The sequence below is a fragment of the Mesorhizobium sp. M2C.T.Ca.TU.002.02.1.1 genome (genome assembly GCF_003997225.1).
Genome location: NZ_RZTO01000048.1, coordinates 1 through 14,780, shown reverse-complemented (window position 1 = coordinate 14,780; position 14,780 = coordinate 1). Strand labels below are relative to the sequence as shown.

15 protein-coding genes are annotated in these 14,780 nt (G+C 64.2%); 11 read left to right on the top strand and 4 right to left on the bottom strand.

The window, feature by feature from the left end:
* Together hslU and EOD07_RS04495 are read left to right on the top strand one after the other, a co-directional pair.
* On the top strand, positions 1-1,021 hold a 1,021-nt coding region (gene hslU, locus EOD07_RS04500; RefSeq protein WP_127234136.1), incomplete at its 5' end, for an ATP-dependent protease ATPase subunit HslU.
* Between the two features lie 169 nt (positions 1,022-1,190).
* Positions 1,191-2,150 (top strand): DUF1402 family protein, encoded by a 960-nt coding sequence (locus tag EOD07_RS04495; protein WP_127234135.1) that lies wholly within the window; start codon positions 1,191-1,193, stop codon positions 2,148-2,150.
* Between the two features lie 6 nt (positions 2,151-2,156).
* Here EOD07_RS04495 and EOD07_RS04490 read toward each other — a convergent pair whose 3' ends face one another.
* From EOD07_RS04490 to EOD07_RS04480, 3 genes are read right to left on the bottom strand one after another with little or no spacing between them, the layout of a single operon-like run.
* On the bottom strand, positions 2,157-3,374 hold the full coding sequence (locus EOD07_RS04490) for an FAD-dependent oxidoreductase (RefSeq protein ID WP_206519418.1): 1,218 nt from the start codon (positions 3,372-3,374) through the stop codon (positions 2,157-2,159).
* A gap of 13 nt (positions 3,375-3,387) precedes the next feature.
* The gene (locus tag EOD07_RS04485) at positions 3,388-3,702 is read right to left on the bottom strand and encodes a MocE family 2Fe-2S type ferredoxin (RefSeq protein WP_127234133.1); all 315 of its coding nucleotides are present in this window, start codon (positions 3,700-3,702) and stop codon (positions 3,388-3,390) included.
* Between the two features lie 41 nt (positions 3,703-3,743).
* Positions 3,744-4,850 carry a fatty acid desaturase family protein gene (locus tag EOD07_RS04480; RefSeq protein WP_127234132.1) on the bottom strand — a complete coding sequence of 369 codons (1,107 nt, stop codon included), beginning with the start codon at positions 4,848-4,850 and terminating at the stop codon, positions 3,744-3,746.
* Positions 4,851-5,024: 174 nt separating this feature from the next.
* On the opposite strand from EOD07_RS04480, the gene EOD07_RS04475 reads away from it, so the two are divergent.
* From EOD07_RS04475 to EOD07_RS04440, 8 genes are all read left to right on the top strand, one after another.
* Entirely contained in the window at positions 5,025-6,056 is a 1,032-nt protein-coding gene (locus tag EOD07_RS04475) for a LacI family DNA-binding transcriptional regulator (protein WP_127234131.1), read from the top strand.
* Between the two features lie 349 nt (positions 6,057-6,405).
* Positions 6,406-7,347 (top strand): sugar ABC transporter substrate-binding protein, encoded by a 942-nt coding sequence (locus EOD07_RS04470; RefSeq protein ID WP_041009859.1) that lies wholly within the window; start codon positions 6,406-6,408, stop codon positions 7,345-7,347.
* Between the two features lie 189 nt (positions 7,348-7,536).
* Entirely contained in the window at positions 7,537-8,613 is a 1,077-nt protein-coding gene (locus EOD07_RS04465) for an ABC transporter permease (RefSeq protein WP_073984608.1), read from the top strand.
* Positions 8,614-8,615: 2 nt separating this feature from the next.
* Positions 8,616-9,386 carry an ATP-binding cassette domain-containing protein gene (locus EOD07_RS04460; protein WP_095768022.1) on the top strand — a complete coding sequence of 257 codons (771 nt, stop codon included), beginning with the start codon at positions 8,616-8,618 and terminating at the stop codon, positions 9,384-9,386.
* 80 nt (positions 9,387-9,466) lie between these two features.
* Positions 9,467-10,459 (top strand): inositol 2-dehydrogenase, encoded by a 993-nt coding sequence (iolG, locus tag EOD07_RS04455; RefSeq protein ID WP_127234130.1) that lies wholly within the window; start codon positions 9,467-9,469, stop codon positions 10,457-10,459.
* Positions 10,460-10,834: 375 nt separating this feature from the next.
* Entirely contained in the window at positions 10,835-11,629 is a 795-nt protein-coding gene (locus tag EOD07_RS04450) for an SDR family oxidoreductase (RefSeq protein WP_127234129.1), read from the top strand.
* A 99-nt stretch (positions 11,630-11,728) separates the two neighbouring features.
* Complete coding sequence (locus EOD07_RS04445) at positions 11,729-11,962, top strand: type II toxin-antitoxin system prevent-host-death family antitoxin (protein WP_127234128.1); 234 nt, start codon at positions 11,729-11,731, stop codon at positions 11,960-11,962.
* Positions 11,963-12,206: 244 nt separating this feature from the next.
* Positions 12,207-13,298 (top strand): 3-deoxy-7-phosphoheptulonate synthase, encoded by a 1,092-nt coding sequence (locus EOD07_RS04440; RefSeq protein WP_127234127.1) that lies wholly within the window; start codon positions 12,207-12,209, stop codon positions 13,296-13,298.
* A 24-nt stretch (positions 13,299-13,322) separates the two neighbouring features.
* Here the strand turns inward: EOD07_RS04440 and EOD07_RS04435 are convergent, their stop codons facing one another.
* Positions 13,323-13,958, bottom strand: coding sequence for a LysE family translocator (locus tag EOD07_RS04435; RefSeq protein ID WP_127234126.1), 636 nt, complete (start codon positions 13,956-13,958; stop codon positions 13,323-13,325).
* Positions 13,959-14,084: 126 nt separating this feature from the next.
* On the opposite strand from EOD07_RS04435, the gene EOD07_RS04430 reads away from it, so the two are divergent.
* Positions 14,085-14,780, top strand: a 696-nt coding sequence (locus tag EOD07_RS04430) for a YafY family protein (protein ID WP_164772063.1), incomplete at its 3' end; no start/stop codon positions are given.

Here is a 14,780-nt window from a genome sequence, read left to right as displayed (position 1 = left end):
GCAGATCGTGCGCGACCTCGTCGAGGTCGCCATCGGCCTGGCGCGCGAGAAGATGCGCGGGGACGTCAATGCGCGCGCCCAGGTCAATGCCGAGGAACGCGTGCTGGAAGCGCTCGTCGGCAAGACGGCGAGCCCGGCCACGCGTGACAGCTTCCGCAAGAAGCTGCGCGACGGCGAGCTCGACGACAAGGAGATCGAGATCGAGGTGGCCGACACCGGCACCGGCGGCATGCCCGGCTTCGAGATTCCCGGCATGCCGGGCGCCAATGTCGGCGTGCTCAACATCAACGACATGCTGTCGAAGGCGATGGGCGGCCGCAAGACCAAGACCCGCAAGACCACGGTGCGCGATTCCTACGCGCTGCTGGTCAATGACGAGTCCGACAAGCTGCTCGACCAGGACGAGGTGGTGCGCAGGGCGCTGGAATCGGCCGAGAATGACGGCATCGTCTTCCTCGATGAGATCGACAAGATCGCCGCCAGGAGCGACATTTCGGGCGGTCCGTCGCGCGAAGGCGTGCAGCGCGACCTGCTGCCGCTCGTCGAAGGCACCACCGTCGCGACCAAATACGGGCCGATCAAGACCGACCATATATTGTTCATCGCGTCCGGCGCCTTCCACGTCTCCAAGCCGTCGGACCTGCTGCCGGAGCTGCAGGGCCGCCTGCCGATCCGCGTCGAGTTGCGCGCGCTGGAGAAGTCGGATTTCGTGCGCATCCTCACCGAGACCGAGGCGAGCCTCATCAAGCAGTATATCGCGCTGATGAAGACCGAGGGCGTCGAGCTGACCTTCACCGACGACGCCATCGATTCGCTGGCCGGCATCGCCGTCGACCTCAACGCCAGCGTCGAGAATATCGGCGCGCGGCGCCTGCAGACGGTGATGGAGCGCGTGCTGGACGAGATCTCCTACGACGCGCCCGACCGCCACGGCACCCAGGTCACCATCGATGCCGCCTATGTCGAGAAGCATGTCGGCGACCTGTCGCGCAACACCGACCTGTCGCGCTTCATCCTTTAAGCTCTGTCGTGGTTTCGGGCTGGCCCTCGGGCTGGCCCGAAGCACCCTCCCATGCAAAGTGTGGCCAAATGGAAGCATCTGGCCACCATTCTTGGTGGGGGCTCGAAGCCTTCTCTCGACTCTGCGACGCGCTTTACCTAGTTTGCCGCGGATTCGAAAGCGGCGGCGTATGAAGAAACTTATCCTGCTTTTTCTCGGTATGGCCCTGGCGGCGGCGGCGACGATCGCCGATGCCGCGACGATGGTGCCGCCGGGCAACCGCAACAGCGTGCAGCCGGATATTCCGGGCGCTTCCAGCCGGCGCACCCAGGCCACCAACACAACCTTCCAGGCCAAGTACCGCAAGGTCTACGCGCTCTTGCAGAACGATGCCGAATTGCGCGGCAAGATCAGGAAGGTGGCGGCGGCCTACGGCATCGACCCCATGCATATCGTCGGCGCCATCGTCGGCGAGCATACTTACAATGTCGACGCGTATGACCGCCTGCAGACCTATTACGTCAAGGCGATCTCCTATCTGTCGAGCAAGCTCTCCTTCGCCTATCACGGCGAGGACATCTCGGACTTCATCCAGCGGCCGGAATTCAAGAAATGCGCCGGCATGGACGACAGCTACGATCTGTGGGAATGCCGCGAGCAGGTCTGGAACCACTCCTTCCGCGGCAAGACCGTCGGCGGCGAGGACTTCCCCAACGACCGCTTCGGCGCCACCTTCTTCCAGCCCTATTACGCCGGGCAGACCTTCGGCCTCGGCCAGTTGAACCCGCTGACCGCGCTGCAGATGAGCGATCTGGTGCACAAGGTCTCCGGCCTGCCGAGGCTTGATGTCGATGATCCCAACGCCGTCTACAAGACCATCATGGATCCGGACCTGACGCTGCCTTACGTCGCCGCGACCATCAGGAAGTCGATCGACGCCTACCGCGGCATCGCCGGTTTCGACATCTCGAAGAATCCTGGCCTGACCGCCACGCTCTACAATGTCGGCAATCCCGAGCAGCGCGCCTACGCACTGAAGGAAGAGAACGAAAAGCGCCGCGCCGCCGGCGAGCCCGAAAAGCTGCCCGAGGAGAACTATTACGGCTGGCTGGTCAACGACAAGCTGGACGAGCTTAAGGCGCTGTTTTAGCGGACCTCACGCCGCCAGCAGCGACTTCAGCTTGACCGCTTGCGAGCCGAGCGCGTCCGGCGCCGGGCTTGCCCGCTTGACGATCAGCATTTCCGCCAGTCGGATGTCGCGCGCCACCGCGTTGCCGGGGCCGATGCCGCTGGCTGCGACCAGCCTGCCGTCTTCGGCCAGATGGAACAGGATGAAGGCACTGTCGTCGAGATCGCGCCGCACGATGCTCTTGCCTTCGTCGGGCAGCCCGGCGATTTGCAGGGTCAGCCCATATTGATCCGACCAGAACCACGGCACGGCCGCGTGCGCCTCACCGGCGCCCAGCATGTTCTTCGCGGCCAAAGCGCCCTGCTCCTGCGCGTTGCGCCAGGCCTCCAACCGTACCCGACGGCCGCCATAGACGGCGAGCGGGAACGAGCAGCAATCGCCGGCGGCGAAGATATCCGGGTCGGCGGTGCGCAAATGTTCGTCCACGGCGATGCCGTTGTCGATCGCCAAACCCGCCTCGGCGGCGAGCGCCGTCACCGGCACCGCGCCTATGCCGATCACAACGAGATCGGCGACGACCGTCTGTCCATCGGCCAGCGTGATGGCGACTTCCTTGCCGTCATCGGCAATCGCGGCGATCCCTTGGCCGGTGCGGATCGCAACGCCCTCGGCCTCATGCGCCTTGTGGATGATTTCGGCGATTTCCGCCGGCACGCCGCGCGTCAGGATGCGCGGCTGCGCCTCGATGACGGTGACCGTGGCGCCGAGCTTGCGCGCTGCCGCGGCAAGCTCCAGGCCGATGAAGCCGCCACCGATGACGGCGACGCGGTTTCCGGCGCTGAGATGGGCGCGGATGGCCAAAGCGTCGTTGAAGGTCCTCAGATAAACGCAGCGCGGCCCGAGCCCCGGCATCGGCAGCTTGCGCGGTACGGAGCCGGTCGCCACCAGCAGCTTGTCGTAGGAAAGGGAAGAGCCGTCCGACAGCTGCGCGGTGTGCGCGGTGCGATCGATCGCGACGGCCCGGACGGAATGGATGTGGCGGATCGAGCGTTCGGCGAACAGTTCGTCGCTGGCGATCGCCTTGATGACCGGAGCCTCGCCGGTCATCGCGTCCTTCGACAGTGGCGGCCGCTCGTAAGGCAGATGCGGCTCGTCGCCGACCAGCGTGACCGGCCCTTCATAGCCGAGATCGCGGAGCGCAAGCGCCGCGCGTCCGCCGCACTCGCCGGCCCCGATGATCACCATCCCCGCCATTGTCTCACCCGATCTGGATCAGGACTTTTCCGGCATCGACCTTGACCGGATAGGTCTTGAGATTGACGCAGACCGGCGCGCCGCGCGCGTCGCCGGTCTTGTAGTTGAAGCGGCCATTGTGCTTGGGGCATTCGATGATGTCGTCCATCACCAGCCCGTCGGCCAGATGCACCTTTTCATGCGTGCACAGGCCGTCGGTCGCGAAATATTCGTCGTCCGGGCTGCGGTAGATGGCGAAGGTGCGGCCGGCATGGTCGAACCGCATCACGTCCTCTTCGTCTATATCTCCGGCCGCGCAGGCCTCGACCCAGTCGCTCATATTGTTCTCCGCGAAATCGGTTGGTTAAGCTCTTCGGCAGTTCATTCGGCCGCGGCCGCCACCGGATTGTCGTTGTGCAGTTCTTCCCGGTAGGGCTTCGCCGTCGGCGGCAGCGCGCGCTTGAGGAAATAATCCTCGTTGCGCAGCTGGCGCAGGAAAGCCGGGATCATCTCGCGGTAGCCGGCGAGGATCGACGGCGTCGGCGCCGGCAAATCGTGCCTGATCATCCCATGCAGCTTCGGCAGCGCGTGATAGGGCACCATCGGGAACATGTGGTGCTCCACATGGTAGTTCATGTTCCAGTAGATGAAGCGGCTGATCGGGTTCATGTAGACGGTGCGGCTGTTCAGCCTGTGATCGATGACATTCTCAGCCAGCCCGCCATGCTGCAGCAGGCCGGTCATGACGTGATGCCAGGCGCCATAAAGACGAGGCAGGCCGACGAGCATCAGCGGCAGCCAGGAATGCAGGTAGAGGGCCAAGGCGATGGTCACCAGATAGATGGCGAGCCAGATGCGGGCCACGCGGATCGCCTTCGGCTGCTCCTGCTCGGGGATGAAGGTCTTTTCCGCGGCGCTGATGACGCCGGCGGCGTTGCGCACCATGTCGGCCATCGCATGCCAGGCGTCGAGGATGCCGAAGAAGTTCAGGACCACGCGCAAAAGGTCCGGCGGGCGCATGACGGCGATCTCCGGGTCGCGGCCGACGATGATCGTGTCCGTGTGGTGGCGCGTGTGGCTCCAGCGCCAGGTCACCGGGTTGCGCATGATCATGAAGCAGGCGAGCTGGTAGATGGCATCGTTCATCCACTGCGTGCGGAAGGCCGTGCCGTGGCCGCATTCGTGCCAGCGGGAATCAGTCGAGGAACCGTAGAGCGTGCCGTAGACGAAGAAGAACGGCACGCACCACCAACTGCCCCAGAACCAGATGCCGCCCGCGGCGCTGACGACGAAGGCGCCCAGCCAGATGATGGTGTCGCGGATCGCCGGCTGGTCGGAGCGCTGCATCAGCTCCTTCATCTGCTTGCGCGGGATCTCGGTGTGGTACCACTCGGCCGCCGCCAGCCCGTTCTCGACCGCGAGCCTGGCGTCTCGTCCAGTCAGGCTGTAGTCGCGCGGCGACGCCGCCGAAGACGTGATTGCCGTCATTGGGGTTCCTCCGCCAGCGCCTTGGCGACCGCCCCGACCATGCAGGGCTCACGCATCGCTGACTTTCCACTTCAGCATAGTCGCAAGGTCTGATAGGCTCAACATCACAAAGATAGTTTCTATCATTTCCTATCAGAATGATATATCTTCGGTCGTGTTGACGAGGAAGCATTGATGGCAAAGCGGCCGACCATTACCGATCTCGCGCGCATCTCCGGCGTCAGCGTCGCCACCGTCGACCGGGTGCTGAACAGCCGCCTGCCGGTGCGTGAGGAAACGGCGCGCCGGGTCTACGACGCCGCGACCGAGATCGGCTATCACGCCGCCGGGCTGATCAAGCAGCGCATGCGCCAGGAATTGCCGGAATACCGGCTCGGCTTCCTGCTGCTCAGGGGCAATGACGTCTTCTATGGTGATTTCGCCAGGGAGCTTGAGCTGGCGGTCGCGCAGTCGCAACGCTTCCGCGGCGTTGCGACGGTCGAGTTCGCCACTTCGCTGGTGCCTGACGAGATCGCAGCCCAGATGCGCAAACTGGCGGCCAAGTCGAGAGCCATCGCCGTCGTCGGCCCGGACCATCCCAACCTGACGGCGGCCGTGGAGGCGCTGAAGGCGAGGGGGCAGCCGGTCTTCTCGTTGCTGTCCGACTTTGCCGCCGGCATCCGCGAGGGCTATGTCGGTCTCGACAACCGCAAGGTCGGGCGCAGCGCGGCCTGGATGATCGCCAAGGCCGCCAGGAAGCCGGGCAAGGTCGCGCTTTTCGTCGGCAGCCACCGCTTCCACGGCCATGAGCTGCGCGAGATCGGCTTCCGCTCTTTCTTCCGCGAGCATGCGCCGGACTTCACCTTGCTGGAGACGCTGGTCAACCTCGAGGCCAATGACGTGACGCATGACGCCATGCTCGACCTCCTGGCGCGCCATCCCGATCTTGCCGGCTGCTATGTCGCCGGCGGCGGCATGGAAGGCGCGGTCTCGGCGCTGAGGACGGCGCGCCCGGCCGAGATGCCGGTCGTCATCTGCAACGAGATCAACGCCGTCTCGCGCGCCGCACTTGCCGACAACATCCTCACCATGGTGATCTCGACGCCGCTCGCAGCGCTCTGCCGGGAACTCGTCGGGCTGATGGCGCACGCCATCGAAAGCGGTGCCGCCAATGCGCCGGGACAGACCTTCCTGCCCTTCGACATCTACCTGCCGGAAAACATCTAGATCCCCCGAGCCGATGTGAAAGAACCCATCAGGCTGATAGATTCTTTCACCGCGCTTTGCTCCGATTTGGACTCAGGTTTCGACGATCATGGCCCCTCGTCACGCCGATAGTGATCGAAAAACCGGCCGTCCCGGTCGGAATCGCCCTTGACGTTTCCGAAACGAAATGGAATAAATATTTCACTAACTAGGCTTTTTGGTCCTTTCGTTCCGGAACGCCTGTTCGAACGGAGGAAGAGGCGTTCCAGCCGGATTGGCGACGCCGCGTGGCCGCAGGGAGAGATTCCCCGGGCAAACCGGGGATTCCGGTTCAATGGGTGCAGCCGGACACCAAGTGGAGGAGAATAAAATGAAGAAACTTCTTTTGGGCGTCGCGCTTTCGGCGCTGATGTGTTCATCCGCCTTCGCCGCCAAGATCGGCGTTTCGATGGCTCTTTTCGACGACAACTTCCTCACCGTGCTGCGCAACGGCATGATCGCGCAGGCCAAGGGCATGAGCGGCGTCGAGCTGCAGGTCGAGGACGCGCAGAACGATGTCGCCAAGCAGCTCGACCAGATCAAGAACTTCGCCGCCTCGGGCGTCGACGCCATCATCGTCAATCCGGTCGACACCTCGGCCACCCAGGCGATGTCGGACGCGGCCGCCGCGGCCAAGATCCCGCTGGTCTATGTCAACCGCGAGCCGGTCAACGTCGATAAGCTGCCCGACAACCAGGCCTTTGTCGCTTCGAACGAGGCCGAATCCGGCACGCTCGAGACCAAGGAAGCCTGCCGCCTGTTCAAGGAAGCCGGCAAGAAGGAAGCCAATGTCTATGTGATCATGGGTGAGCTCTCCAACCAGGCCGCGGTGCAGCGCACCAAGGACATCGAGGAAGTGATCGCCACCCCGGACTGCAGCTTCATCAAGATCATCGACAAGCAGACCTCGAACTGGAAGCGTGACGAAGCGCAGAACCTGATGACCAACTGGCTGTCGTCGGGCAAGGCCTTCGACGGCGTCATCGCCAACAACGACGAAAGCGCCATCGGCGCCATCCAGGCGATGAAGGCAGCCAATATCGACATGAAGTCGGTCGTCGTCGGCGGCGTCGACGCCACGCAGGACGCGCTGGCCGCGATGCAGGCGGGCGATCTCGACGTCACCGTCTTCCAGGACGCGGCCGGCCAGGGCGCCGGCGCGCTCGATGCGGCGCTGAAGCTTTCCAAGGGCGAGAAGGTGGAACACAAGGTCTACATCCCGTTCCAACTCGTCACCCCGGCGAACATCGACAAGTTCTTGAAGAAGAACTGAGACGCGCCCGCGCAATTCCCGGAAAACCGTGCCGCGGCTTTCGGTATGGAATTGCGTGAAGACAACCGCGGAGTGGTGCCGCGACGCATCGGACTGGCTGAAACCGGCTGCTGACGAAGCGGCGCCGCTCCTCTCCCCTCCCGCCCGACAGGGCGGGAGAACGGGCGCGGTCATTCGGAGGAAGAAGACGTGTCACAGACATCGCATGGCATTGGCGGGCTGAGCTATGACGCCAAGAAGCGTCCATGGCCGGCCGAGTTCAACGTGTTCCTGGCGCTGGTCATCCTTGTCGCCGCCTTTGAGCTGATCGGCCGTGTCTTCCTCGGCGACAGCTTCCTGTTCAACACCCGCGAGAACGTCTCGGGCCTGTTCAACGAGCAGCGCCTGCAGATCATCATCCTGCAGGTTTCGATCGTCGGCATCATCGCCATCGGCGTCACCCAGGTCATCATCTGCGGCGGCATCGATCTGTCCTCGGGCTCGATCGTCGGCGCCACCGCCATGATCGCCATGAGCTTCGCCCAGGTCGCGACCGTCAACGGCAATCCCAATCCCAAGGCGATGTTCATCGACTATGGCTGGACCGACCTGCCGGTGATCGTGCCGCTGCTGGTCGCGATCGGCTGCGGCCTGATCGCCGGCCTGATCAACGGCCTCTTGATCGCCTACACGCGTATCCCGCCCTTCATCGCCACGCTCGGCATGATGGTCACCGCCCGCGGCATCGCCAAATGGTGGTCGAAGGGCCAGCCGATCTCGTTCCCGACCGACAGCTTCGCGGCCATCGGCAAGGGCCTGATGCCCGTCGTCATCTTCATCTCGCTGGCGATCCTGTTCCAGCTCATCTTGACCTACACGAAATACGGCAAGCACTGCTACGCCATCGGCTCCAACGAGGACGCCGCGCGCATGTCCGGCATCAAGATCGCCAACCACAAGGTGCTGGTCTATGCCATCGCCGGCATCCTGGCCGCGATCGCCGCGGTGGTGCTCTCCTCCAAGAACCTCACCGCCCAGGCCGGCATGGGCGTCATGTACGAGCTCGATGCCATCGCCATGGCGGTCATCGGCGGTGTCTCGCTCTCGGGCGGCCGCGGCTCGATCATCGGCACCGTCATCGGCTCGCTGATCTTCGGCGTCATCATTTCCGGCTTCACCTTCCTGCGCCTCGACGCCTACTATCAGGAGATGGTCAAGGGCGTGATCATCGTCGGCGCGGTCGTTCTCGATCAATGGCGCCAGCGCCGCCGCGCGATAGGAGCTTGACCATGTCGGACATCGTTCTGAAGACCGAAAACCTCACCAAGCATTATGGCGGCGTGCATGCGCTGCAGGAGGCGAATTTCGAGCTGCGCAAGGGCGAGCATGTCGCCATCATGGGCGACAATGGCGCCGGCAAGTCGACCTTCGTGCGCCAGATCACCGGCGTCGAGCAGCGCACCGACGGCAAGATCTGGTTCGACGGCAAGGAGGTGAACTTCGCCGGCCCGATCGAGGCGCGCGAGGCGGGCATCGAGACCGTGTTCCAGAACCTCGCTTTGGCCGACGACCTCGACGTGCCCTCCAACCTCTTCCTCGGCCGCGAGAAGGTGCTGTTCAACCTCGGCCCCTTCTCGATCCTCGACCGCAAGGCGATGCGCAAGGCGACCGAGGCGGCGCTTGTTCGCACGGCGGTGAAGATCCCCAACCTCTCCAGCACCATCCGCCACATGTCGGGCGGCCAGCGCCAGTGCGTGGCGATCGCCAGGACCGCGACCTTCGCCTCCAAGCTGATCATCATGGACGAGCCGACGGCAGCGCTCGGCGTGCAGGAGACGGCGCAGGTCGAAAACATCATCCGCACGCTGAAGGAAAACGGCGAGCCGCTGATCCTGGTCAGCCACAACATGCGCCAGGTGTTCGACCTGGTCGACCGCATCGTCGTCTTCCGCCGCGGCCGCATCGTCGCCAATTTGCGCAAGCAGGACACCGACGGCAACGACATCGTCGCCTACATCACCGGCGCGAAGACCGGACAGGCGGAACTTCAGGCTGCCTGACGGGCGTCACGACTGGATCACCAATCTTCCACGCCAAAAGGCGCGGATATGCCTATAAAACCCACCTCGAAGGACATTCCATGACACTCCGCTTCGCTCTCCTCGGCGCCGGCCGCATCGGCAAGGTGCATGCCCGCGCCGTCGCCTCCAACCCGCAGGCCAGGCTGGTGGCCGTGGCCGATGCCTTCGAGAAGGCGGCGACGGAACTGGCCACCGCCTATGGCGCCGAAGTCCGCACGATCGACGCCATCGAGCAGGCCAGGGACATCGATGCGGTCATCATCTGCACGCCGACCGACACCCATGCCGACCTCATCGAGCGCTTCGCCAAGGCCGGCAAGGCGATCTTCTGCGAGAAGCCGATCGACCTCTCCGTCGAGCGCGTCGAAAAATGCCTGGCCGTGGTCGAGAAGACCGGAGCCACGCTGATGGTCGGCTTCAACCGCCGCTTCGACCCGCATTTCGCCGCCGTGCGCAAGGCGATCGACGACGGCGCCATCGGCGCAGTCGAGATGGTCACCATCACGTCGCGCGATCCCGGCGCTCCGCCGCTCGACTACATCGCCCGCTCGGGCGGCATTTTTCGCGATATGACCATCCATGATTTCGACATGGCGCGCTTTCTGCTCGGCGAGGAGCCGGTTGCGGTGAGCGCCCATGCCTCGGTGCTGGTCGACAAGAAGATCGGCGATGCCGGCGATTTCGATTCGGTCAGCGTCATCCTCGAAACCGCGTCCGGCAAGCAGGCGGTCATCTCCAACTCGCGCCGCGCCACCTATGGCTACGACCAGCGCATCGAGGTGCATGGCTCGAAAGGCATGGTCGCGGCCGAGAACCAGCGGCCGGTCTCGATCGAGCTCGCCAACGACAAGGGCTACACCCGTCCGCCGCTGCACGACTTCTTCATGACCCGCTACATCGACGCCTATGCCAACGAGATCGCCTCCTTCATCGCCGCGGCAACCGCGGGCAAGAAGGCGGCGCCGAGCGGCAAGGATGGGCTCGTTGCGCTGAAGCTGGCCGATGCGGCGCTGAAATCGGCGAAGACGGGCAAGACCGTCCGCGTCGACTAGTCCGGCTGGGCGAACGCTTTGAAGGATGGTCGGTTTGTTGGTCTGCAAGGCTAGGCGATTGGCCGGAACATCCGTCACGTCGTCATCCACGGGCGGAGCAAGGAGCGAAGCGACGCGCGCAGACCCGAGGATCCATGCCGTTACGTTGAAACGATGCTGACGGCGCAGTTCTGCTCCGCCGCGTTCTTCGGCCGGGATCACGGCATGGATCCTAGGGTCTACGCGACGGAGCTGCGCTCCTGCTTCGCCCTAGGATGACGAAGTCGGGGACGCCTCGGCCGAATTATCAACGTTGCGGCAAGACACCTGGAAGCCGATCGGAACGTCAATGAATCTCGAAAATCCATTGGTCATTCAAAACACAGGAGCACAGCGATGAGCGGTTTGGCCGGTCGCAATTCAGAAACGCGCGCCATCGTCACCGGCGGCGCGCAGGGCATTGGCTTCGCGGTTGCCGAGGCCTTGGCCGACGAGGGCTGTCGCGCATTGGCGTTGATCGGCCGCTCGCAGGAGAAGGGCGACAAGGCGGTCGCGGCGCTCAAGAAGAATGGCGTCGACGCCATCTTCATCAGCGCCGATGTCGCCAAGGTCGCCGACTGCAAGCGCGCCGTCGAGACGGCGGTCAAGCATTTCGGCATGCTGAATGCGCTGGTCAATGCCGCGGCCACGTCCGCGCGCGGCTCGTTGATCGAGACCACCGAGGAGTTGTTCGACCAGATCTTCGACACCAATGTGCGCGGTCCCTTCTTCCTGATGCAGGGCCTGGTTGCGCATCTGCTCGAACGCAAGGCGCCGGGTTCGATCGTCAACGTGCTGTCGATGTCGGCGCATGCCGGCCAGTCGTTCCTCACGCCCTATTCGACCAGCAAGGGCGCGCTGATGACGCTGACCAAGAATGTCGCCAGCTCCTACCGGAAGAACCGCATCCGCTGCAACGCCGTGCTGCCCGGCTGGATGGACACCGAGGGCGAGGACATCGTGCAGAAGAAATGGCACGACGCCCCGGACGACTGGCTGCAAAAGGCCGAGGCCGCGCAGCCCATGGGCCAGTTGGTGAAGCCCGCGCAGCTTGCCCGGCTGATCACCTATATGGTCAGCCCCCAGGCCGGCGTCATGACCGGCTCGTTGGTCGATTATGACCAGAACATTGCCGGCGTGATCGGGGAGTAGAGGCATCGGCTGCCGATGCGCGGACTATAAAGTCCGCGCGCTTGCCTGTTGCCGCACCGTCGCTTCATACTCATGTTATCAGAGCCAACATGGGGTGGGATGATGTCTATGCCCAAGGATAACAGCTGGACTGTTGCAGGGGCAAAAGCCCGGCTCGCCGAGGTTGTCGAGCTGGCTCAGCATGCTCCGCAGACGATCACCCGAAACGGCAGACCAAGCGTGGTCATCGTGTCGGCCGAAGAATGGCTTCGAAAGACCAGGCGAAAGGGCACGCTTGCGGAATTCCTGTTGGAGTCGCCGCTACGCGGCTCCGATATCAACCTTGAACGTTAGCGGAACGGTCGCGTGCGATGAGAAACCTTCATTCCATCAGACAGGTGACAACCGCCCTCGCATCGACTATATGAGCCGCATGATCCACCTGACCGCCTCGTTTTGGTACTTTAGCTACGGTAGCTCGCTGGCGGCGGGAGGATTGCGCTCGATCTGAGAACTCCAGATCAAAATCCGACAAGCCGCCAGACCTGGCGGCTTTTTTGTTTCAGCCGGCAGGTCTCCTAACCAGGAGCAGAAAGCCGTGTTGACCACCACAGACGACCTTCGGGTCAGAGAACTCAAAGTCCTGAGCACGCCGGAAGAGGTGATGCGCGAGATACCGCGCTCGCTCACGGCGACGCGCACCGTTGCCGCTTCACGCAACGCCATCCATTCCATCCTCACGGGGGCCGACGATCGACTGGTGGTCATCGTCGGCCCTTGTTCCATCCACGATCCGGTCGCCGCCGTGGACTACGCCAGCCGTCTGGCGGCGCTGCGCGAGGCCCTGGCCGACCGGCTCGAGATCGTCATGCGCGTCTATTTTGAGAAGCCGCGCACCACGGTCGGCTGGAAGGGCCTCATCAACGACCCCGACCTTGACGGCAGCTTCAACATCGACAAGGGCTTGCGCATGGCGCGCAACGTCTTGTCGGCCGTCAACAATCTCGGCCTGCCGGCGGCAACCGAATTCCTCGACATGACCACGCCGCAATATATCGCCGACCTCGTCGCCTGGGGCGCCATCGGCGCGCGAACCACCGAAAGCCAGATCCATCGCGAGCTGGCCTCGGGTCTCTCCTGCCCGGTCGGTTTCAAGAACGGCACCGACGGCAATCTCCGGATCGCCGGCGAAGCGGTGAAGTCGGCCGCCCAGCCGCATCATTTCATGGCGGTGACCAAGGGCGGCCGCAGCGCCATTGCCGCGACCACCGGCAATGAGGATTGCCATGTCATCCTGCGCGGCGGCATCACGCCGAACTACGATGCCGCAAGCGTCGAGGCTGCCGCCGCCGAGCTTGGCCGCATCGGCGTCGCGCCGCGGCTGATGATCGATGTCAGCCACGCCAACAGCGCCAAGAAGCCGGAGAACCAGCCGAAGGTCGCGCATGACGTGGCGGGCCAGGTCGCTTCCGGCGACGAGCGCATCATCGGCGTCATGATCGAGAGCAATCTCGTCGCCGGTCGGCAGGACGTCGTGCCCGGCAAGCCGCTTGTCTACGGCCAGAGCATCACCGACGGCTGCATCGACTGGGCGACCACCGAGACCGTGCTGCACGGCCTTGCCGGCGCCGTCGAATGGCGCCGGTCGGTGAAGCGCGAAATGCTCGCCAGCCGGCAAGGCGCTGCCTGAGCGAAATGTTGGAGAGGGTGGCGCTCACGCCGCCCTCAGCCCTTCCCACGCGGTGAATATCGAAACTGCGAAGAGCAGCAGGCCCGCTGTTCTGCCTGCAACTATGGTCGCCTTCGGATTGTCGACCAGCAGCTCCCGGCTGCGCCCTGCGGTGACGGCAAGCCCGCCATAGACCGCAGCCTGCGTGGCGACCGTCAGCAGTCCCATGATGGTCGCCTGCATCCAGATCGGACCGTAAGCCGGCTTCAGGAATTGCGGATAGACGGCAAGGATGAAGAGATAGGCTTTCGGGTTGATCAGGCAGGTGGCCAGGCCCTGGCGAAATGCCTTCCAGGCCGAGCGGCTCCCCGTGGGGCCGTCGTCGCCGACGGTGATCGAGCTGCGCATCAGCGAAATGCCGATATAGGCCATGTAGGCGGCGCCGGCGACCAGCAGCGGCGTGAACAGCACCGGCACGAAATGCATGAGCAGGCCGACGCCGACCGCCCCGTTCAACGTGTGCACCGCGCCGCCCAGCATGATGCCGGCGGTGGCCGCCAGGCCGCGATTGCTGCCACCGGTCAGCGCGTTGGCCAGCACGAACAGCATGTCCATGCCCGGGACGGCGATGATGCCGAAAAGAAGCACGAAGAACAGCCAGAGGTTTTCGGCATAGCTCATGTCAGTTGCCTGTCGCTTCGGTCGCTTGCCCACAAAGGAACCTGTTGATTTTCAAGCGTGTAGACGGCCCTATAGGTCAAGCCAACTGACGAGGGTGTGTCAGTTGCGTTTCAGCCGGGTGGAAAAATGCGCAAGGCCTCGCGCCTCTTCGAGATCATCCAGATCCTGCGGCTGGCCAAGGGGCCGGTGACGGCGGCGACGATCGCAGAGCGGCTGGAGGTGACCGTGCGCTCGGTCTATCGCGACATCGTCGCCCTGCAGGCGATGCGCGTGCCGATCGAGGGCGGGCGCGGCATCGGCTATATCCTGCGCCCCGGCTTCGACCTGCCGCCGCTGATGTTTTCCATCGAGGAGATGGAGGCGATCGTGCTGTCGCTGGCGTTGCTCGAACGCACCGGCGACGATGAGCTCAAGCAAGCGGCAAAACGCGTCGGAGCCAAGATCGCCGGCGCCGTGCCGCCGCCATTACGGCAGACGCTCGACGCCAACGCAATCCATGCCTGGGGCTTCGCGCCGCCATCCGCCGCCGCCGTCGACCTCGCCCTGGTCCGCCGCGCCATCCGCGATGAGGAGAAGCTCAGCCTCTCTTATCGCGACGAGGCGGGACGGGCGACCGACCGCGTCATCCGTCCGGTCGCGCTGATCTATTATGCCGAGACCGCCAACGTCGTCGCCTGGTGCGAATTGCGCCAGGCCATCCGCAATTTCCGCAGCGACCGCATCGAGGATTGCCGGCCGGCGGGCCTGTGGTTCAAGGGCGAGGGCGACCGGCTGCGGCAGGTCTGGGTCGACGGCTGGGAGATCAATTCCGCGGCCGCCGCC

Bases quoted from the DNA above. Each gene is read 5' to 3' on its own strand.
- EOD07_RS04495 (WP_127234135.1), top strand. From the start codon at position 1,191: ATGAAGAAACTTATCCTGCTTTTTCTCGGTATGGCCCTGGCGGCGGCG.
- EOD07_RS04490 (WP_206519418.1), bottom strand. From the start codon at position 3,374: ATGGTGATCATCGGGGCCGGCGAGTGCGGCGGACGCGCGGCGCTTGCG.
- EOD07_RS04485 (WP_127234133.1), bottom strand. From the start codon at position 3,702: ATGAGCGACTGGGTCGAGGCCTGCGCGGCCGGAGATATAGACGAAGAG.
- EOD07_RS04480 (WP_127234132.1), bottom strand. From the start codon at position 4,850: ATGACGGCAATCACGTCTTCGGCGGCGTCGCCGCGCGACTACAGCCTG.
- EOD07_RS04475 (WP_127234131.1), top strand. From the start codon at position 5,025: ATGGCAAAGCGGCCGACCATTACCGATCTCGCGCGCATCTCCGGCGTC.
- EOD07_RS04470 (WP_041009859.1), top strand. From the start codon at position 6,406: ATGAAGAAACTTCTTTTGGGCGTCGCGCTTTCGGCGCTGATGTGTTCA.
- EOD07_RS04460 (WP_095768022.1), top strand. From the start codon at position 8,616: ATGTCGGACATCGTTCTGAAGACCGAAAACCTCACCAAGCATTATGGC.
- iolG (WP_127234130.1), top strand. From the start codon at position 9,467: ATGACACTCCGCTTCGCTCTCCTCGGCGCCGGCCGCATCGGCAAGGTG.
- EOD07_RS04450 (WP_127234129.1), top strand. From the start codon at position 10,835: ATGAGCGGTTTGGCCGGTCGCAATTCAGAAACGCGCGCCATCGTCACC.
- EOD07_RS04445 (WP_127234128.1), top strand. From the start codon at position 11,729: ATGATGTCTATGCCCAAGGATAACAGCTGGACTGTTGCAGGGGCAAAA.
- EOD07_RS04435 (WP_127234126.1), bottom strand. From the start codon at position 13,958: ATGAGCTATGCCGAAAACCTCTGGCTGTTCTTCGTGCTTCTTTTCGGC.